This is a genomic window from Sphingomonas sp. OK281 (assembly GCF_900115295.1).
Taxonomy (GTDB): Bacteria; Pseudomonadota; Alphaproteobacteria; order Sphingomonadales; family Sphingomonadaceae; genus Sphingomonas.
The window spans coordinates 134,072-154,453 of record NZ_FOVZ01000006.1 but is presented as its reverse complement, the minus strand read 5'-3'; the positions used below and the strand labels follow the sequence as shown (position 1 = coordinate 154,453).

Here is a 20,382-nt window from a genome sequence, read left to right as displayed (position 1 = left end):
GTCTTTCAGGCTATCGTGCTCAGATGGGGTCGGTCGCGACGGCGTCGGTCTGTGCGGCGCGCCAGGCTTTGAGGCGTTCGGCCAGCGCATCGTCGGACGTCGCGAGGATCGCGGCGGCGAGCAGGCCTGCGTTGATCGCGCCGGGCTTGCCGATCGCGAGCGTGCCGACCGGGATGCCGCCGGGCATCTGGACGATCGAGAGCAGGCTATCCATGCCCTTCAGCGCCTTCGATTCGACGGGGACGCCGAGTACCGGGAGATGCGTCATCGAGGCGGCCATGCCGGGGAGGTGCGCTGCGCCGCCGGCGCCGGCGATCACCACCTTGAGGCCGCGATCGGCGGCGGTGGTTGCGTAGTCGTAGAGGCGTTGCGGGGTGCGGTGCGCGGAGACGACCTTGGTCTCGTAGGCGACGTCAAGCGCGTCGAGCGTCTCGGCGGCGTGGCGCATCGTCTCCCAATCGGAGGTGCTGCCCATGATGATGCCGACTAGAGCCACGATCGCCCCCTGATTCAAGGAGCGACGTGCCTAGCGATGCGAGGGGGATTGGGCAATGTTGTTGGTGCACTGCTCCCCTCCCTGGAAGGGAGGGGTTGGGGGTGGGTTGGCCGCTTGGTGACCACGACGTCCGACAACTGGCCGACCCACCCCCGACCCCTCCCTTCCAGGGAGGGGTGAAGTAGAGATGCAGGCGTCAGCGTTCGCTTAGATAATACCGGTCCGTCGCGTTCAGATCGCTGTCGAGTTCGTAGACGATCGGCTGGCCGGTCGGGATCTCCAGCCCCGTGATCTCGTCGTCGGGGATGTTCGACAGGTGCTTGACCAGTGCGCGGAGCGAGTTGCCGTGGGCGGAGATCAGGATGCGCTGGCCGTCCTTCAGTGCCGGCGCGATCCGTTCGTCCCAATACGGCAACACGCGCGCGATCGTATCCTTGAGGCTCTCGGTCCTGGGGATCGCGATGCCGTCGTAACGGCGGTCCTTCGACAGGTCGAACTCGCTGCCGTCGTCGAGTACGGGCGGCGGGACGTCGAAGCTGCGGCGCCAGATATGGACCTGTGCGTCGCCGTGCTTGGCCGCGGTTTCCGCCTTGTCGAGGCCGGTGAGGCCGCCATAGTGGCGTTCGTTCAGGCGCCAGTCCTTCTCGACCGGGAGCCAGAGCCGGCCCATCGCCTCCAGCGCGATGTTGAGCGTCTTGATCGCCCGTGTCTGGAGGCTGACGAAGGTCTGGTCGAAGTCGAGACCCTTGGCGGCCATCAACTCGCCCGCGGCCTTGGCCTCGGCCTCACCCTTCGCGGTCATGTCGACGTCCCACCAGCCGGTGAAGCGGTTCTCTAGGTTCCAGGTGGACTGGCCGTGGCGGATCAGGACTAGGGTCGGCATTCGGGCTCCTGAGATGGCGGGACTGAACGGAAGGGTTCAAAGGTTAGGATAAGGTTACACCCAGGCACGATCCGCGGGGCTTGAACCCAAGCCTCTAAACCGTGCCAAGACGTTGTTATCAGGTCAGATTTCGTCGATCATACCAGCGAGAGTCTCCAGCATCGCGTGCGCAAGCTGTTTCGAGCGCTCGGGCGACCAGCCGAACTCGGGATCGGCGTTGGCGTCGTGATCCTTGAACGGCATCTCCAGCGTCATCGACACCGCGCCGAAGCGCTCGGCGAGCTGGTTGGTCGACATCGACAGGTTCGCGGTCCCCGGTGCGGACTTGGGATAGCCCTTCTCGGTCTGGAAATCGGGCGTATGCGCCGCGAGACGACGGCCGTAATCGTAGAATTTCTCACCGTGCGCGTCGGTCCAGGAGGGGATGCCTTCGAAGCCGGCGATGAAGTTCGCCGGGATCGCTTCGTCGCCGTGGATGTCCATCGCGACGTCGACGCCGGTCAGGTCCATCGCGTTGCGCACGCACAGGACTTCGGGGCTCTTCTCCAGCGTCGGCGTGTGCCATTCGCGGTTGAGGTTCACGCCCACGGCATTGGTGCGCAGATGACCGCGGCGCGTCCCGTCCGGGTTCATGTTGGGGACGACGTTGAAGGTCGCCTTCGCCAACAGGTCCGCAGTGATCGGGTTGGCCGAATCGGTCAGCCGCTCCAGCGCGCCTTCCATCCACCATTCGGTCATCGATTCGCCGGGGTGCTGGCGGCCGTAGATCCAGACCTGCTTCGAGCCCGAGCCGATCGTGAAGCAGTCGATCGCCTGCCCGTCGAGCGACTGGCCGAGCTCACGGTGCGCGACGCCCGGCAGCAATGCGGTGCGCGCCACCAGCGCCTCGTGCATTTCCATCGTGTAGGGAGCAAAATACGCGAACCAGGCGAGATCCGTCTCGGCGGTGAAGTCGAATTCGAGCACGCCACCCTCATAGCGCGTGTCGATCATCCGCCACGCCTGGCGATCGGTGCTGGCGCGCGTCTTGTAGCCCGGCCAGCCGAACGGATACGCCGACTTGCCCGCATTGAGGATGCGGTAGGTCAGCGTGCGGCCGGCGGCCCCCGCCACGCGGAAGTAGAACCACTGGAAGAAATCGGACTGGAAGTCGGTGACGATCTCCAGGTCGATCCGGTCTCCCTCGACGGCGACAACACGGATGTTGCCGCCATCGAAGGCTGCGTTGATGGTGACGGGGCTCATGGTGTGTGCGTTCATTTCACCTGGATAGTGCGACCGGACTCGCCGGGGAACCCCATGAACAAGGCGCGTGCGAGCTTGTCGGCCTGGATATCCGTCCGGGCATCCTCCTTGCGAGCGTCGGCGAACGACTGCGCGCGACCTTCCCAGACGGGTGACTGGTCGGCGGTCCGCTTGATCGTGACCGACAGTTCGGACACGAGGATCGCGGTGCGCCCGCCGCCGCCGATCGGGAAGCCGACCCCGCCGCCGAGGCCGACGCCGCCACCCCCACGACCGCCGCTGAACCCGCCGCCGCCGAGACCGATGCTGAACGGCGCCTGCTTGGGCGGCCCCGCCTGCGTGGTGCGCGTGAAGCCTACGGTCGCTACCAGCAGCGGCTTGGCCCCTGCCATCGGGACGCTGTAGCCGGCCTTGAGTAGCTCGCCCTGCACGGCGGCGGCATAGGTCTTGAACTCGAGACTGGCCGGGCCACCGCCCGTCAGGGGCTGGACGGCGATCGTCCCGCGGTCGATCGGCTCGCCGAGGTGATAGCGCAACACCTCGGTCGGCGGCAGCGACGGGCCGGTCGCGCACGCGGTGAGGGATGCGCTTGCCAGCGCCAGGACCAGGATCGAACGAACCGCCATGGGGACTTCCTTAGAATGTTGCGCTATAGTAACGCTCGGACCAGCTGGGTGGGTTCCCCGATGGCTCGAGTGTGTCCGTTGCTTGACTTGGACACACCCCGCCATTAGGCGATCCCGTCTTTCCGCACACCTAGATTTGAAAAGAAGCGAATCGATCATGAAGATCCGCAATTCCCTGAAGTCGCTCAAGGATCGTCACCGCGATAACCGCGTGATCCGTCGTCGTGGCCGTACCTACGTCATCAACAAGACCAACCGTCGCTTCAAGGCACGCCAGGGCTAAAGCCCTGATAACGGCCGTCATCTTCGACGTCGGTCGTGTCCTGTACGACTGGGATCTTCGGATCCTGTACGAGCGCCTGATCGACGACGATCGGGCGCTCGACGCGTTCCTGCGCGACGTCGTGACGATCGACTGGCACTTCCAGCACGATGCTGGCCGCGACTTCGCCGACACATCGGCGGAGCTGGTCGCGTTGCATCCGCAGCATGCCGACCTGATCGCTGCCTGGGGGCCGCGATTCAACGAGAGCATCGGTGCGCGAATCGCCGGCATGCACGAGATCGTCGAGGAACTGGACGCGGCCGGCGTACCGCTGTTCGCGATCACGAACTTCAGCCACGAGTTCTGGCCACCCTTTCGCGCGCGTGAAGCCCATCTGTTCGACCGGTTCCGCGACGTGGTCGTGTCGGGCGAGGAGAAGATGGTGAAGCCGGATGCGGCTATCTATCGCCTGGCGCTGGAGCGATTCGGGTTGGCGGCGGAGGATGCTGTGTTCGTTGACGACAGCGCTGCGAACGTGGCGGGCGCGCAGGCGTTGGGGATCGAATCGGTGCTGTTCACTGATGCGGCGGATTTTCGCGCGCGGTTGGTTGAGCTTGGGCTCCCAATCGCGGCTTAGCCGTTACCCGGCCAAAGTTTGTTTCCCCGCGAAGGCGGGGACCCAGTCTGGGCTTCCGCCTTCGCGGGAGAACAAGGAAGGAAGTGCCACCCTCGCCTATTGCCGGGTCACCGCTCTAGCGAGATCGACTGGCGCAGGTTCGCCACCGCCGTCTCCTGATCCGCGACCGGCGCTTCCGGGATCATGCCACCCTCGAAATCGTCCGTCACCGTCACGGTCGTCCCCAGCGTCGTCACCCCGAACAACTGTTTGGCGAAACCGAGCGGCACGCGGATGCAGCCGTGCGATGCGGGGAAGCCTGGGTTGCGGCCCGCATGGATCGCGATGCCGTCCCAGGTCAGCCGCTGCATGAACGGCATCGACGCATCATCGTACAGGCTCGATTTGTGGACCGCGTTCTTCTGCAGGATCGGATAGGTGCCGAGCGGCGTGTCCTTGCCATCCTTGCCGCTGGAGATCGTCGTCGCCGCGATCATCGTCGACCCGCGATAGACGAACGCACGCTGCTCCTGCAGGCTGATGACGATGCTTACCGGCTCGCTCGAACCATTGTCCTTCCAGACGAACTGGTTGGGCGAGAGTTCGGTCGCGGCCTGCTCGATCGGCATCGCGGCAAGCGTGGCGGTCGACGCCGCCAGTGCAGGGGCTGCACCCGCCAACAGCGACAAGGCCAGCCCCATTGTCGTAACCGACCGTACCATCATGCGCATCGTCGCGTCCGTTCTCGAATCCCCGATATTTTCGCCCAACGCGCGATTCTCGAAAACGTGCCGTCGGAGGATTGAGTCGACGAACCGACCCCAAGCCGGGGTAGTTCGAGGGAACGGACCCACAACCAGTGGAAATGGTTGCAGAATATTGACGGAAAATCGGCTATACGGTGGTGCAAGAAACGGGGCAATTTCGGGAAAATCGATGCACGACGAGCAAGGTCTTGTGCGCGAACGACGCGCGCTTCTGAAGAATGGTTTGGTATTGGCGGGGGCTTTGGTGGTGCCGGGGGCAGTGTCGGCGACGACGCGTCTCGGACGTCCGCTGACCGCACGTGATTTGAAGCCGATGACGCAGCCACCGCTGCCGCGCACGACGGTCGCACTGACGTCGCCGAAGGTGGTTCGTCCCGACCTGCTGCGCCAGGCGATGGCATCGCTCAGCCGCCACGGCAGCCGCATCCAGCATCACGACCGCATCGCGATCGCCGATTTCGCCGCACCGTCGGGCAAGCCGCGCTTTCACTTCATCGACCTCGCCAGCGGGCGCAGCACGTCGTTGCTGGTCGCGCACGGCAGCGGCTCGGATCCGGCGCATACCGGGTATCTGGAGCGCTTCTCGAACCGCTTCGGCTCGAACGCCTCGTCCGAGGGCGCGTTCGTCACGGACGATTATTATGTCGGCAAGCATGGCCGCTCGCAGCGGCTGATCGGTCTCGATCCGACCAACGACAACGCGCTCGATCGTGCGATCGTCGTGCATTCGGCCTGGTACGCGAACAAGGACATGATCGAGAGCCATGGCATGCTCGGTCGCAGCCAGGGGTGCTTCGCGGTCGGCGAGCGCGATCTGGACCAGGTGTTCGCACGGCTCGGTGCCGGCCGGATGATCTACGCGGCCAAGGTCTGAGATACCGGCCCGGACCGCGCTACTCCGCGGTCTGGGCCATGCGGCTTTGCTGCATTCTGCGGCGCGCGCGTCGTACGCCGCCGATGAGGCCCGACCACAACAGCGCCTCTACCCCGGCATAGCCGAGCCCGAGGTGATCGGGTCGTACTGCCAGCACGTCCGCCAGACGCACTGTGCCTGCACGCAGCCCCGCCCGGCCGATATCGCCCCAGCGACGCGCAGTCTCCCAGCGTATCAGGCGAACGTCGTGCGCCGAGCAGTCGTGCGTCGCCAGGAAATCCGCCTGGATCACGCTCAGCGCACTGCCCAGCATCGCCAGCGCGGCGCGATCGGGCACCGGGCGCTTGGCCATGTTGTGCAGCATGATCAGCCGCGCGACCCGCTCCGCGCGATCGTCGAACAACCGGGCGTAGCGCTCGGTCAGCACGCGCACCGAAGCCGCCTCCATCGTATCGACGAAGCGCTTCGAGACGCCGCCGGGATGGACGCGGTACAGCACCAGCGCCTCGTCGAGTCGCGCGATCGCCCCGAAATGCTGGATCCGCTGATACAGGTCGTAATCCTCGGCGTAGAGCAGTTCGGGCCGCGTTACCGGATCGAGCCGCCGTGCCACCTCCGTCCGCATCATCGTCGACGACCAGACCAACGGATTCTCGATACAGGTGAGCCACGCGACCAGCGCGGGCGTGGTGGCAGGCGCGTAGCTCGACGGGGTGACGACGCCCTCGGTCAGCAGCTCGGCGGCGGTACCCAGCAGCACGGTGCCGGGATGGGCCTCGAAATACGCAACCTGGCGGGCGAAGCGATCTGGGCGGCAGATATCGTCATGGTCGAGCGCGGCGATGTAGCGGCCGCGTGCCTCGGCAAACCCGCGGTTGCGCGCGAGCACCGGGCCGCCGTTCCTTGCCATCTCGACCAGTCGCACGCGCGGATCGGGCCAGGCGCGTACCACGTCGCGCGTCTCGTCGGTCGAGCAGTCGTCGACCACGATCACCTCGAAATCGGTGAAGGTCTGCGCCTGGAGGCTGGCGAGCGTTTCCTCGATCAACCCGGCGCCGTTATACGCCGCCATGACGACGCTGATGACCGGGCTGACGGCCGGGCTGATCACCGGGTTTATAACCGAGCTGGCAACCGGATTGGCCTTCGATGCCGTGGACGTCACGCTGCCGCCTTTGCCCTCGCTGCCATGACCTGGTCGACGATCATCAAGCCCACGTCGTTCTGCCAGAGCCATAAGCCATTGGCCTGGCCCGAGAAACTACATTCTCCACCAAGCGAGCCCCAGGGCACGAAACCCGCTGCGAGCCCGAGCCCGTACAATCCCGCGATCGGTGTACCGGCGGCGTCGACGATCCGGCAGTGGCGATCGACCATCGGCTGGCCCGAATGCGCGGCAAGGGGAATCTGCACGCCGTCGCGGTCGGCGATCGGCATCGCGATCGGGCGATAGCCGAGCGCCGCGACGACGAGGTCCGCCCGTTCGATATGCGCGCGTGCGGCCGCGTCGTCGTCGCCTGTGATCCGGTGCAGCGCCACGCGGGGATCGGGTACGCGGCCATCGATACCGAGCATCCGCAGCACGAGGTCGCGCGCTTCGAGGCGGAAGCCGGCAAGGCGGTAGACGAACCCCGACACCGGACAGATGTCGTCGGGGCCGAAATCGGTAAACCCTTCGGCATGCGCAGCCTCGATCGAATGATAGAAGGGGCGCAGCGGCTTGCGGTGCAGCAACGTGATCGCCCCTGCCCCCAACGGCAGCGGCGGCTGGCTCTTCAACAGCAGCGCGATCGTCGTAAGCGCGCTGGTCGAACCGCCGATCACCGCGATCGTCGGGGCACGCTTGCCGGTCAGGATATCGGCGACCTTCTCGAACCCGCCGACCGTCAGCACGTCGTCGGACTGGACCAGCCGCCCGCTCGCCAGCTCGATCAGGCTGGCTCCCGCTACCCGCTGCGTGGCGAGCCGGTCGAGCGGCTGATGACCGCCCGTCGCGACGACCAGATTGCGGGCGAGCTGGTCGAAGACATGGCCGTCGGCGAGCCGGCGGACCTGTACGCTCCACAAGCCGTCGCCGACGCGTTTCGCCCCCAGTGCCTCGTGCCCCGTCAGGACGACGCCGCCATGGCCGCGAACGATGTCGGTGAGCCGATCGCCGGTCGCGCGCAGCAATGGCCCGACCTCGGTCAGCGGCACGCCGAGCGCGCCGTCATGCGCGGCGACCGCACGCCCGGCGGGATGATCGACCAGCCGTGCGAGTTCGGGATGCACGTTGTCGCGCACCGCGGTCAGGAACGTCTGCGCGGTCGAATCCGACGTGATCGCGTAGCGCCCGAGCCGCCCGCCGCCGATCGCGTTGCCGCGCTCGATCACCATTAACCCCGACGCAGCGAGATCGGGCAGCAGGCCGCGCTTGGTCGCCGAGGTGAGCATCGCGGTCCCCGCAGGGCCGCCGCCGATCACGATGACCGAGGCGATCGTGCCGCTGGCGCCGCGCACCGACGCGCGCCGGTCGAGCGGCCGGACGATCGCCGCGCAGGCGTTCGCGAGCGCTTCGGCGGCTCGTCGCGCGTCTGCAACCGACATCGCGTCGGTGATCGGCAGCGACAGCATCCGACCGGCGATCCGGTCCGCGACCGGGGTCGGCTCGATCATCGCGGTCGCCTGGAACCAGGGCTGTTCGCCGAGATGCGGGCTGAAATACCGGCCGCAGCCGACTCCGTCGGCCTCGATTGCCTCGACGATCGCGTCGCGGTGATGCGCGATGTGTTCTGGGAGCAGCACCGGCATGAACTGCATCGAGCGACGTCGGCCCGACACTGCCTGGAACTGGAAACCGGGGAGCGTGGCGCGGTAGGTTTCCTCCAGCACCGCGCGGTGGTCGGCGATTCCGTCGATCTCGGCGAGCTTGGTCTGCGCCATGATCGCGGTGATCTCGGGCAGCTTGGCGTTGATACCGGGCAGCGTGGCGTTGCGGCTGCCCTCGAACCCGAAATTGCCCATCGACCGCAGCGTCGCGATCAAGTCGACGTCGCCGCTGTGGATCAGGCCGCCCTCGCCCACCGCGAACGTCTTGGTGGCGTGCATCGAATGGACCACCGCGAACGGCGCGCGCGCGCCGAACCCGAGCCCCGAATCGTCGAGCGTGCCGAGCGAGGAGGCCGCATCGATCACGATTCCGACGCCGTAGCGCCGCTGGAAATGCACGTAGCGGTCGATATCGATCGCGTTGCCGAACGTCGCATAGGGCACGACCACGCCGATCCGCTCGCCGTAGCGCTGGAGCAACCGCTCCTCCTCGAGCGCGCACGCACCCCAGTCAGCGGGATCGATATCGCAGACCAGCGGCGTCAACCCTGCCCACGCCGCCGCCTGCGCGGTCGCGGCGAAGGTGAGCGCGGGCATCAGCGCCAGCGTGCCCTGCTTGGGGTTCAGCCCTCCCGTCCGCATCCCCGACGCGTGGCGGATCGCGAGCATCAACCCGAGCGTGGCATTGCCGACCGCAAGGCTGGCGCCGTGGCCGCCGAACAGCTTTTCGGTGACGCCGGCCTCGAACGCACGCACTTCGGGGCCGTTGTTGCTGAACACGCCCGACGCCTCGACGCGGCGCAGCGCATCGAGGTGCTCGCTCAGCCGCGGCGGGTTCGGCGCGATCAGGGGGAGGCGTTTCATCGGCAATCCGGTCTGTTGTGCCGCAGACCTATGATCCACGGCCTCCTAAGAACCAGTGAAGCTGCCACATTCCGACCGATGCAGGGCGATGTTTTCCTTACATCATCCCGGCACGCGTCCGGGATGATGCAAGACTAATCAACGTATTAGCGGAAGGCTGATATAGCTTTCGTCGGGTCCGGCGACCGTCACCTTCTGCGTCGCCTTCACGTAATCCTTCGGTTGCGCGAAGAAGATGTTCGGGACGAAGGTCTGCGGATTGCGATCGTAGAGCGGGAACCAGCTCGACTGGACCTGCACCATGATCTTGTGGCCGGGCAGGAAGACGTGGTTGGTGGTCGGCAACGCGAACTTGTATTTCAGGGGCACGTTGGCCGCGATCGGCTTGGCCACCGCGAGGTCCTCGCGGTAGCGGCCGCGGAAGATGTCCATCGCGACCGACAGTTGATAGCCCGCCATCGCCTTGTCGCCGGGGTTCACGTCCGGATACACGTCGATCAGCTTCACCACCCAGTCGCTGTCGGTGCCGCTGGTCGAGGCGGTCAGGTTCACCTCCGGCACGCCGGCGATGGTGGTCGGCGTGGTGAGCGCATCGGTGGTGAAGGTCAGCACGTCGGGACGGCCGGAGACGGCGCGCTGATCGTCTACCAGCCACTGTTTCCAGGTCGATCCGCTTGCATAGGTCGGCAGCGTCGGGCGCACCCGGTAGCTGACGGGTGCGGCCGGATCGGAGATATAGTCCGCGGTCGTCGCCGCGCCGCCGGTCGCCTGGAACCCGAGCGTGCCGCCGGGCTTGAGATACAGCGGCGTACCCGCGGTCTGCGCGGTCGGCCACTTGTCCAGCTTCTGCCATTCGTTGCGGCCCGACTGGAACATCGTGACGGGCGCGACGTCCATCGCCGGCTGGTCGCTCTTCAAATAGTGCGCGAGGAACGGCGCGAGGACGTGCCAGCGCCACCATTTGGCGGTGTCGGCATCCCATTTGATCGCACCCAGCGCGCTGCCGTCGCGCACCTCCTGGCCGTGATACCAGGGGCCCATCGACAGATAGACCATGTCGTTGGCGGTGTCCTTGGGCTCCAGCGCGCGGTAGACCGCGGGCGCGCCGTAGATGTCCTCCTGATCCCACAACCCGCCGACGATCAGCGTCGGTACCTTGAGCGGCTGGCCGGCGAGCACGGTGTCCATCGCCTGGGTCGACCAGAACGAGTCGTAGGCGGGATGCTGGGTGATCTTGCGCCAGAAGCCGAGCTGTTCGAGGCCCTGCGCCTTGCCGATCGCGCCGGCCGAGCCGCCCTTGAGGTAATAGTCATAGTCGTCGGCGGTGTCGGTGATCCACGGCGTGCCGGCGTCCTTGGTCGCCTCCTGGCCTAGGACGTACGGCATCATGCCTTCGCGGAACGCGCCGTTGTGGAACCAGTCGTCGCCGCGCCAGCCATCGACCATCGGGTTCATCGGCACCGACACCTTCAGCGCCGGATGCGGATTGATCAGCGCCATCAGCGGCAGGAAGCCGTCGTAACTGATCCCGCTGATGCCAACCCGTCCGTTCGATTCGGGAACGTGCTTCACCAGCCAGTCGATCGTGTCGTAGGTGTCGGTGGAATCGTCGGTCTTGGTCGGGTTCTGCGGCGTACCGGCGCGCGCGGGGTTCATCATGTAGATGCCCTGCGACCCGTGCATCCCGCGGACGTCCTGGATCACGCGGATATAGCGCGCCGCGGCGATCACGTCGCCCGCGCCGTCGCCATGCTCGAGAATGCCGGCATAGGTGCCGCTGTCGACCTTGGTCTGGCCGTCGGCGTCATACGGCGTGCGCGTCATCAGGATGCCGGCATCCTTCGCGCCCTTGGGCACGATGATGACGGTGTGCAGCTTGACCCCGTCGCGCATCGGAATCTCGACGACCTTGCGCACATAGTCATAGCCGACGTCGCGCGGCGCCATTTTCGCGGGGCGCTCATCATAGTTCTGCGCGGTCGCGGGGGCGGTCGTAGCGGTGGCGAGCGCGGCCAGCGCGCACGCGGTAAGCAGACGGGGCATCGATATCATTTTCTTCTTCCTTCCCTCCCGGACCGAAAAAGAAAAAGGCCCGCCCCCCGTTATGGAAAGACGAGCCTCCTCTCGTACTACTCTAAACGATCAGACCGTCCGCGTACCGGTCAGCGGAAAGCTGCCGAATGCGCCGGCTGCGACGCTGCCCTTGAGGACGTCGTCCTCGACGGTCGCCTTGCAATCGAGCGTCATCGGCATCGGCACGGTCATGCTCTGCTTCCAGGTGATCGTGTCGCCATCGACGTCGCCGGTGACGTCCATGCCGCCCATCGCGCCCGACACCGCACCCGTGAAGGTGCTGCCGGCGCTGTTGACGGTCAGCGTCATCTTCTGGTCGCCCAGCGGCGACTTGACCACGCAGTCCCAGCTGCCATCGACGTTTGCCATTGCTCTCTCTCCTAAATTACTTGGCGCCGGCAACCGACGCCGCGGGGATGACCTCGACCGGCAGGCCGATGCTGTCAAGCTGCGGCCGCACCGTCTTCGCATCGCCGACGACGACCCATATCGTCTTGCGGGGATCGAGCGCCTGCTGGATCGCCGTGTTGAGTTGCGGGAGGTTAAGCCCCTGGTATCGCTGCGTGATCGTCGCGTAGTAATTGTCGGGACGCTTGAGCAGATCGTTCTGCTGCATGGCGCCCAGAACCGCGTCCGACGTCTCGAAATTGCCCGACAACGAGCGGATCGCACCGTTGATCGCGCGATCGAACTCCGCCTGCGTCATCGGCTCCTTGCCGAGGAACGCCCCGACATCGTTTCGCAGCGCGGTGATCGACGGACCGGTCTGGTCCGCCTGCACCGGGGCCGACAGGATGTACGGCGCGGCATTCTCCGACTGCTGGAACCGTCCCGAGACGCCGTAAGACCAGTGCTTGCTCTCGCGCAGGTCCATGTTGACGCGGCCGAGGAAGCTGCCGCCGAGCGCATCGTTCGCAGTGGCGATCGGCAACAGGTCCTGCGTGCCCTTCAGTCCAGTCGGCACGCCCGCGACGATCAGCGACTGCGGGCTGTCGGGCCGGTCGATCAGCACGATCTTTGGCGCGGACGGCGTCACGGTCGCCGGGAACGCCTTGACGCCCGCCGCCCCGGTCGGCCGCCACGTCCCGAAGCGCGCATCGAGCGCCGCCTTCACCTCGGCGAGCGGACGATCGCTGACGACGAAGATCTTCGCCTTGTCCGGCCGCAGCCACGCCTGCTGGAACGCGACCAGATCGGCCCGGGTCAGGCCCGCCACCGCCTTCGGATCGCCACTGCCCTGCGCCTTGGCATAGGGTGAGTTCGGCCCGAGCAGCGGCGGCAGGACACGCGTCGCCAGCCCCTGCGGGCTGGTCAGTTCCTGCGCGATCTGTGCGAGCTGCTGGTTCTTGACGCGCGCAACCTCGGCATCGGCGAACGCCGGGTTCTGCGCGATGTCGGCGAACAGGTCGACCGCCGGCGCCAGGTTCGCGCTCGGGACTTGCAGCGACAGGAAGGTCCGGTCGTTCGACGCACCCGAGCCGATCTCCGCACCGAGCCGCTCCTTGGCTTCGGCCAGCGCGACCGAATCGCGGGTCGGCGTGCCCTCGTCCATCATCGCCAGCGTCAGTTGCTGCGTGCCGAGCTTGCCGGGGACGTCCGCCGCGACGCCCGCATCGAAGCTAAGCACCGCCTGCGTGACGGGAACGGCCGTGCGCTGTGCGTATACGACCTCGATACCGTTCGCGAGGCGGGTACGCTGGACCGCCGGGAAGCTGAGACCGGCGACCGTACCGACCGTGGGCAGCGGCCCGCGCGTGCCCTTGAACGGCACGTCGGCGGCCGGCGGCACGTCGACCTTGGGCGGCACGACCGCGTTGGCATAGGCGTCGCGCGGTCCTGGCACGACGGTCAGCGAATAGGCCGGACGCGACAGCCACTTGGCCGCGGCGGCCTTAACGCTCGCCGGCGTTTCCGCCGCCAGCTGCAACAGCTGTTTCTTGTAGAAGCCCGGATCGTTCGAATACAGCGCGCCCTCGGCCAGCGTCACCGCCTTGCCGCCGAACCCGCCGACGGACTCGAGCCCCTCCATCGTGTTCGCCGCGGTCGTCGTCGCGACCCGGCTGACTTCGTCGGCGGTCGGCCCATTCTTGATGAAGTCGGCGAGGATCTCGTCGATCCGCTTCGACACGAGCGCGGGGTCGACGCCCTGCCGGACGATCGCGCGGATGCCGAACATGCCGAGCTGGCTGAAGCTGCGGTTATACGCGGAGATGCTGACGACGAGCTTCTCCTTCTTGACGAGCGCGGTGTCGAACCGGCTGCTCGCGAGGCCGCCGAGCACGCCTGCCGCGACGTCCAGCGCAGTGCCGTCCTTGTCGTTCAGGCCCGGCACGACCCAGTTGCGGCTGATCATCACCGCGGCGACGCGGTCCTTGATCGTCTCGCTGACCGGAGCAGGCAGGGTCGGGATCGGCGCGGGCGGGACGATGCTCTCCGGCCCCTTGGGGATCCCGCCGAAATACTTCTCAGCAAGACGCTTGGCGGTCGCCGCATCGACGTCGCCGGCGAGCACCAGCACCGCGTTGTTCGGCCCGTAATGATCCTTGAACCAGTCCTTCACCGTCTGCAGCGAGGCGGCGTCGAGATCCGCCATCGAGCCGATCGTGGTGTGGCCGTACGGGTGATCCGCGGGGAACAGTCCCTCGGTGATCTTGTACTGGGTCAGGCCGTAGGGCTGGTTGTCGCCCTGGCGCTTCTCGTTCTGGACGACGCCGCGCTGCTCGTCGAGCACGCCCTGCGTGATCGCGCCGGTGAGATAGCCCATCCGGTCGGATTCAAGGAACAGCGCGCGGTCGAGTGCCGCGGTTGGCACCGTCTCGAAATAATTGGTGCGATCGAAATAGGTGGTGCCGTTGAAGTCGGTCGCGCCGACCTGCTTGAGCGGCTCGAAGAAATCGCCGGGTGCGTTCTCGGACCCGTTGAACATCAGATGCTCGAACAGATGCGCGAACCCGGTCTTGCCCTTGGGCTCGAACTTCGAGCCGACGTTGTACCAGACCGACACCGCGACGACGGGCGCCTTGCGATCGGTGTGGACGACGACGCGCAGGCCGTTCTTCAGCGTGAACTGCTGGTAGGGGATATCGACCGACTTGACCAAGTCCGCGACCGGGGCGGGCTTTGCCGCCAGCGTGGTCGACCGCTGTGCCTGCCCCGCCGCGGGCGGGACGAAAGCGATTGCAGCGACGCCGGCGAGCGCAGTCATTTTAAGAGTCATGGTCGAAAAAATCCCCCGGATTCAAATGATACCGTCGTAGCATAAGCGCGCTTCGTCGCTCCGCAACAGGATTGATGCATCGATTTTCGCAGGATCGGACGCGCCGTATGGCCGTCGTCCGAGCCTGTCACAGATACCGCCACCACCAACCGGTATGGCGTCGCTTGAACGGCCCGAACGCGCGGCACGCGAACCAGCAGGGTATCGCGACGGCAGCGGCGACCAGCCAGATTCCGGCGACGCTCGGCACGCTGATCAATCCCCCGCCCGAGCCGGCGCCCCCGCTGCCCATCACCGCACCGGCCACGCGGTTGAGGGCGTGCACCACGTACAGATGGAGGATATAGAAGAACAACGGCGCCGCGCCGAACACCGCGAGCGTGGCGCTCAATCGGGCGGGCGCGCGTTCGAACGCCGCCAGCAACAGCAGCCCGATCCCGAGCGTCAGCAACAGGAAGTCGGCCGACGGCGGATATTTGGTCAGGTTGAGGATGCTCATGATCGTCGCGAGCGGCGTCGCGCCGGCCTGCCACGGTAGCGGCTCGCCGTAGATGTCGACCGCGCGCAGCACCGCGAACAGACCGAGCGACGCCACGGCCGCCAACAGCAGGCGGCGCCGGCGCTCGGTCGGCGCGATACCTTGCGCGAACCACGGCCCGATCGACCAGCCGAGCGCAATCACGCCGATCCATGGCAGCACCGGATACGACGTCCGCGCGCGCACGCCGAACGGCAGGTCGATATAGCCGCGGTCGTGCAGGATGGCCCACGCCGCATGGCCCGGTTCGCCGGCCGCGATCGCGATCGGATCGAGCAGATTGTGTCCCAGCACGATCGCCAGCCCGAGACCGAGCACCAGCGCGCGCGGGAGATGGACCAGCGCCGCCAACGCGATCATCGCCACGCCGATCGCCCAGATCACCTGGAGGAACACGGTGTCCGGCGTGACGTCGAACGTCCATGCGAAATTTATGACGGTCCATTCCAGCGCGACGAGAAACAGGCCGCGCTTGAGCAGGCAGCCCGAGGCCGCCGTCCGCCCGTGCTCGCCGTGTCGCGCGCGCGCATCGGCGTAGAGCCACGCCGCGAGACCCGTCAGCAGCACGAACACCGGCGCGCATAGATGCGCCGCGAGCCGCGTGAAGAACAGGTCCGGCGGAGTCGTCGCCAGCGTCATCGAATCGCTGACCTGCCTGTTCAGGTAGAAGAACTCGCGAGTGTGGTCGACCAGCATCAGCAGCATGACGAAGCCGCGCAATGCGTCGATCGAGACGATCCGCCCCCCTGTCGCAACCGATGGTGCGCGCAAGGGCGCCGCGGTCGATCGCGGGCGGAAGGACGGCACGGCAGTCATACCGGATGGCACGATCGAAACATCTCTCAGAATTAGCGATGTTACATCATTACCCGCCCGTGCCTCCCGTGTCGAGCGAGGATCGCCCTAGAAGAACAGCTTGCGGATGCTGAGCCTTACCGTGCGACCGAGCGGGTCGAGATAGTCCGGCTGGTAGTTGTTCGGCGTCGCGCCGGTTGCATCGGTGACGCGCTGGCGGGTGTTAAGGACGTTGTCGACCGAGAAGCTGACACGCATGCCGCGCAGCCACGGGTGCGCCTTGACCCATTCGAGGCGCTGGCCGAGATCCGCGAACAGGCGGAGGTTGGCGGTGGCGAGGCCGCCGAAGTTGAGGGTCGTGGGTACGGCAGCGGTCCCGCCGTTGACCCGCGTGCCGGTCGCATAGTTGGCGGAGAGACGCGCGCCGAGACCGTTGTTGGTGTAGCCGGCCTGCGCCTCGAGTTCGTGCCGCGCCTGGCCGCCGCTGTTGCCGATCGCGTCGCCGTTGAGCAGGTCGAGGCTCGGGCCGCCGTCCGCCACGAGCACGCGATCGGTGAAGTGCCACGTGTGGTAGAGCGCGAACTGGATGCGGCCGCCGGCCTGGCCGCCGCGACCGCCAAAGCCGCCGGGGCCGCGACCACCGCCAAAGCCTCCGCCCGACGGCGGCCCGCCCGGGGGGGGGCCATCGCCGCCCGAACCGCCACGCGCGCCATCGCCACGCGCCCGGCCGCCTGATCCGTCCTCGCCAGACGGAGGACGAAATCCGCGGGGGGGCTGCATCCCCTCGAACGGATTGGGTCCGGTCCCCGCGCGATACGCCTCCAGCTCCCGCTGGATCTTCGACTTCAGCGGCGCGGAGAAATTGATTCCCCAGCGCAGTTCGGAGCGTTCGCTGCGCGCGAAGTTGATCGGCCGCTGGTCGACCTGCAGCAGATTGCCGCCAGCATCGCGGGTGAAGCGATCGGGAAATGCGGCCTCGATCGCGGCCGTCGCGCTCGGGAAGGATGCGATCGGGTTGTCGGTGTGGCTGTCGACATAGTTGGCGGTGATCGACAGATCCTTTGCGGACCATGGCTTCAGCGTCAGGCCCAGCTTGCGGACATGGTTGTTGTCCGCGACGAGGCCCTGGTTGCCGCCGCTGATCGTCGTGACGGTCGCGGTCGTTCCCGTCACGTAATCGAAGACGCGGACATTGGGCGTGGTGATCGACGGATTGCCGAGCTGTTGCGCGGTCGGTGCCTCGTCGGTGTCGGTGACCGAGGCGATGAGGCGGACGCCGTCGATCGGCGACCAGTTCACGCCGTAGCCGAGCGTGGTCAGCGTGCCGAAATCCGACAGATGATCCTCGGCGAGGTTGAAATTGGCCGACAGCGTGCCGAGAAACGGCAGCACGTCCTTCGACCGGCTGGCGATCGGCACGTCGACATTGACCTGACCGTTGACGGTATCGCGCGCCACCTGCCCCTGCGTATCGCGTCCGACCAGGTCGACGACGCTGTAGGAGCGACTTTTGAAATCGGCGGTTTCGGCACCGAGCTTGACCGTCGTCGAGACCGCACCGGCGGGCAGGTTGAAGAGGTTGCCGTTGGCGACCGCATCGACTTCGCCCGAGGTCTGCGTCGCATAGGCGCGGTTGCCGGGGGCCGCCCCGAAATCGCGCGCGGTGAGAGGCGCGAACGGGTTGGCGGTCGTATCGCCCGCATTCAGTCGCGCCTGGAACGCGGTCGTGTCGACGCCGGTCTCGGTAAAGGTCTGCGTGTCGCTGCGGTCGTAATTGCCCGTCACGTTCCAGCGCCACGTCCCCACATCGCCGTTGAACGTGGTGCCGAGATGCGCGGCGATCGACGACGCACGCTGAGTCAGCGGCTGGAAACCGTCGTCGTTGAGCGCCCGGTACAGCGTCGTGCCATCGGCGAGGTCCAGCGAGGCGACGGGCAGGCCGTTCAGGCTGCGGCTGTCGGTCGATTCGAGGCGGCCGTTGATCGTCGCGCCGACCTTGCCGATGTTGCGCGCATAGACGCTGTTCACGGTGAAGGTGCTGCTCGCCCCCTGCAGCGTCCGGAACGGTCGCTGGTCGACGACGGCGTTGTCCGCACCGCGCGCACTGGTCGCAGTGGCGGCCGGCGCGTTGATGTCGCGTTCGGCCTCGGTCAGCGCCGAGGTGGATGTGTACTCCGCATGCAGATTGACCCGGCGATCGCGGGCGATGCTGAGCATGTCGAGCTTGCCATCGGGCGAATTGCTGCCGCCTTCGGTCGGCATCTTGTCGACGGCTTCGACGGTCACCGCGCGGAAGCGGCGCCGCAGGACGAAGTTCACGACCTTCTGGTCCGCGCGATAGCCGTATTTGAGCGCGACCTCTTCGGGCAGGATCTCGACGCGCTGGATCGCCTCGGTCGGGATGTCGCGGATCTCGGCGAAGCTGGAAATACGCCGGCCGTTGAGCAGCACCACCGGCGCACCGCCGCTACCGCGCCCGCTCGTCGTCTGCGGGCTGAGTTCGGTCAGCAGATCCGAGATCGAGCTTACGCCATAGGACCGGATTTCCGCCTGCCCGAGACTCTGGTCGGGCGGGATGTCGCCGATTACCGAGCCGGGCAGCTTGCGCGATCCGGTGACGACGATCTCTTCGGGCTCGGCAGCTTCCTCCTGCTCCGTGGCTTGTGCGGCGGGCACGGCCTTGACGGGTGTCGACGGAGCCTGTTGGGCCGCTGCCATTGCAGGTGCGCTTACCGCCAGAACCAGACCCAAACTGCGCATACCCGTTCTACCCCGATGATCGAGCCTGCCGATTAGGCGGCAATTGTCGCAGGATTGTGTCGGTTCGGCAGCGCTTTCGTCGCATGCGTCGGTTATCGCGACATATGTGCTTCCATCTCCTCCAGCGGCACGCCCTTGGTCTCGGGGAAGTAGAGGAACACGGTGACGAACTGCACCGCCATCATCGCCGCGAAGAACAGGAACGGCGCGCCCGCCGACCATGCCGCGACGATCGGGAATATCTGCGCGATCACCGCGTTCCAGCCCCAATGGCTCGACGAGCCGATGCTCGACCCGCGCGCGCGGACGTTCTGCGGGAACACCTCCGAGATATAGACCCAGATCACCGCGCCCGAGCCGGGGGCGAAGAACATGATGAAGACGATCAGCGACGGCAGCAGCAGCCAGTTGGGCAGGACCCCCAATAGTGCCAACCCGCCGACCGAGAGCGCCGCGGTCATGCCCGCCGAGCCCCAGAGCAGCAGCGTGCGCCGGCCGATCCGGTCGATCAGCAGCATCCCGAGCAGCGTGAAGACCATGTTGGCGACACCGATCATCACCGCCTGGAGATCGGGCGACAGGCTGCCGCCGGACGCCTTGAAGATGTCGTTGAGGTAATAGAGGAACGCGTTGATGCCGCTGAACTGGTTGAACATCGCGACCAGGAAGGCGAGCGTGATCGGCTTGCGGTGGCGCGTCCAGGACAGCGACGCATCACCCTTGGGCGCATCGAGGTCCGCGCGCGCGACGTCGGGACTCATGCCGACCAGTGCGAGCACCTGTTTCGCCTCGACATCGCGTCCCTTGGCGAGCAGCCAGCGCGGCGAATTGGGGATGCGGAACAGGAGTGCCAAGAACACCAGCGACGGGGCCGCGACGATCCCGAGCTTCCACCGCCACTCGACATCGCCGAGATCGAGCGACCCGATGACCGCGTTCGAGACATAGGCGAGCAGGATGCCGAGGATGACCGCGAACTGGAACCCGCCGACCATTTTCCCGCGCTGTGCTGGCGGTGCGAGCTCTGCGATATAGGCGGGTGCAAGCACCGACGAGCCGCCGATCGCGATGCCGTTGATGAAGCGGAAGCCGATGAAGCTGTGCCAGTTCCACGCCAGCGCACAGCCGAGCGCGGTGACGACATACAGGAAGGCGAGCATCCGCAGCACGTTGCGGCTGCCGTAGCGATCGCCGAGCGACCCCACGAACAGCGCACCGATCAGCGTACCCCAGAGCGCGGACGAGACGGTGAAACCGAGCCACGCCTCGCTGAGCGCGAACTTCGCTTTCAGCGCGCCGGTGACGCCGGCGATCACCGCGGTATCGAAACCGAACAACAGCCCTGCGAGCGCAGCGGTAGCGACGCTCGCGATCAGGATCGTGCGGGGTTGCGCGCTCACAGGGCGCTGTCGCTGGAAAGGTCGATGGAAGGAATGATCGTCATCGCCGTGTTGTGAACGATTTACGCGGCATCGCAAGACCAACGCACGCCAATTCGGACAGCGAAAACACCCGTTTCCGGTTTTTCAAAACGCATTAACGATTGGGGGCATAG

Annotated in this window: 16 protein-coding genes; 3 read left to right on the top strand and 13 right to left on the bottom strand. The window is 66.5% G+C overall.

Going from position 1 to position 20,382, the window contains the following annotated elements:
* Positions 1 to 19 precede the first annotated feature (19 nt).
* The 4 genes from purE to BM244_RS19085 all read right to left on the bottom strand — a co-directional run bounded on the left by purE (position 20) and on the right by BM244_RS19085 (position 3,250).
* Positions 20 to 475 (bottom strand): 5-(carboxyamino)imidazole ribonucleotide mutase, encoded by a 456-nt coding sequence (gene purE / locus BM244_RS19100; protein WP_056052477.1) that lies wholly within the window; start codon positions 473 to 475, stop codon positions 20 to 22.
* Between the two features lie 217 nt (positions 476 to 692).
* On the bottom strand, positions 693 to 1,379 hold the full coding sequence (gpmA, locus tag BM244_RS19095) for a 2,3-diphosphoglycerate-dependent phosphoglycerate mutase (RefSeq protein WP_093400501.1): 687 nt from the start codon (positions 1,377 to 1,379) through the stop codon (positions 693 to 695).
* Positions 1,380 to 1,502: 123 nt separating this feature from the next.
* Entirely contained in the window at positions 1,503 to 2,639 is a 1,137-nt protein-coding gene (locus BM244_RS19090) for a M14 family metallopeptidase (protein ID WP_254784601.1), read from the bottom strand.
* Complete coding sequence (locus tag BM244_RS19085) at positions 2,636 to 3,250, bottom strand: DUF4136 domain-containing protein (RefSeq protein ID WP_093400500.1); 615 nt, start codon at positions 3,248 to 3,250, stop codon at positions 2,636 to 2,638. Before BM244_RS19085 ends, BM244_RS19090 begins: the two co-directional genes overlap by 4 nt.
* A gap of 157 nt (positions 3,251 to 3,407) precedes the next feature.
* On the opposite strand from BM244_RS19085, the gene ykgO reads away from it, so the two are divergent.
* Together ykgO and BM244_RS19075 are read left to right on the top strand one after the other, a co-directional pair.
* Positions 3,408 to 3,533 (top strand): type B 50S ribosomal protein L36, encoded by a 126-nt coding sequence (gene ykgO, locus BM244_RS19080; protein ID WP_003046794.1) that lies wholly within the window; start codon positions 3,408 to 3,410, stop codon positions 3,531 to 3,533.
* Positions 3,534 to 3,537: 4 nt separating this feature from the next.
* A complete protein-coding gene (locus BM244_RS19075) occupies positions 3,538 to 4,152 on the top strand; it encodes an HAD family hydrolase (protein ID WP_093400604.1) in 615 nt (204 codons plus the stop codon).
* Between the two features lie 107 nt (positions 4,153 to 4,259).
* On the opposite strand, the gene BM244_RS19070 is transcribed toward BM244_RS19075, so the two are convergent.
* The gene (locus tag BM244_RS19070) at positions 4,260 to 4,862 is read right to left on the bottom strand and encodes a L,D-transpeptidase family protein (RefSeq protein ID WP_254784599.1); all 603 of its coding nucleotides are present in this window, start codon (positions 4,860 to 4,862) and stop codon (positions 4,260 to 4,262) included.
* Positions 4,863 to 5,067: 205 nt separating this feature from the next.
* Between BM244_RS19070 and BM244_RS19065 the strand changes: the two genes are divergently transcribed.
* The gene (locus tag BM244_RS19065; RefSeq protein WP_056063892.1) at positions 5,068 to 5,772 is read left to right on the top strand and encodes a murein L,D-transpeptidase catalytic domain family protein; all 705 of its coding nucleotides are present in this window, start codon (positions 5,068 to 5,070) and stop codon (positions 5,770 to 5,772) included.
* Positions 5,773 to 5,791: 19 nt separating this feature from the next.
* Here BM244_RS19065 and BM244_RS19060 read toward each other — a convergent pair whose 3' ends face one another.
* The 8 genes from BM244_RS19060 to BM244_RS19025 form a co-directional block, all read right to left on the bottom strand.
* A complete protein-coding gene (locus tag BM244_RS19060; RefSeq protein ID WP_254784598.1) occupies positions 5,792 to 6,937 on the bottom strand; it encodes a glycosyltransferase family 2 protein in 1,146 nt (381 codons plus the stop codon).
* Complete coding sequence (locus BM244_RS19055; RefSeq protein ID WP_093400498.1) at positions 6,934 to 9,444, bottom strand: DegT/DnrJ/EryC1/StrS family aminotransferase; 2,511 nt, start codon at positions 9,442 to 9,444, stop codon at positions 6,934 to 6,936. Before BM244_RS19055 ends, BM244_RS19060 begins: the two co-directional genes overlap by 4 nt.
* A gap of 138 nt (positions 9,445 to 9,582) precedes the next feature.
* Positions 9,583 to 11,496: a CocE/NonD family hydrolase gene (locus BM244_RS19050; protein ID WP_254784597.1), complete on the bottom strand. Its 1,914-nt coding sequence runs from the start codon at positions 11,494 to 11,496 to the stop codon at positions 9,583 to 9,585.
* 90 nt (positions 11,497 to 11,586) lie between these two features.
* Positions 11,587 to 11,886 carry a hypothetical protein gene (locus tag BM244_RS19045; RefSeq protein WP_093400497.1) on the bottom strand — a complete coding sequence of 100 codons (300 nt, stop codon included), beginning with the start codon at positions 11,884 to 11,886 and terminating at the stop codon, positions 11,587 to 11,589.
* A 16-nt stretch (positions 11,887 to 11,902) separates the two neighbouring features.
* Positions 11,903 to 14,734 (bottom strand): M16 family metallopeptidase, encoded by a 2,832-nt coding sequence (locus BM244_RS19040; RefSeq protein WP_093400496.1) that lies wholly within the window; start codon positions 14,732 to 14,734, stop codon positions 11,903 to 11,905.
* A 127-nt stretch (positions 14,735 to 14,861) separates the two neighbouring features.
* Complete coding sequence (locus BM244_RS19035) at positions 14,862 to 16,088, bottom strand: acetyltransferase domain-containing protein (RefSeq protein ID WP_093400495.1); 1,227 nt, start codon at positions 16,086 to 16,088, stop codon at positions 14,862 to 14,864.
* Between the two features lie 87 nt (positions 16,089 to 16,175).
* On the bottom strand, positions 16,176 to 18,785 hold the full coding sequence (locus BM244_RS19030) for a porin family protein (protein ID WP_254784595.1): 2,610 nt from the start codon (positions 18,783 to 18,785) through the stop codon (positions 16,176 to 16,178).
* Between the two features lie 134 nt (positions 18,786 to 18,919).
* A complete protein-coding gene (locus BM244_RS19025) occupies positions 18,920 to 20,227 on the bottom strand; it encodes a sugar porter family MFS transporter (RefSeq protein WP_093400493.1) in 1,308 nt (435 codons plus the stop codon).
* Positions 20,228 to 20,382: the final 155 nt, after the last annotated feature.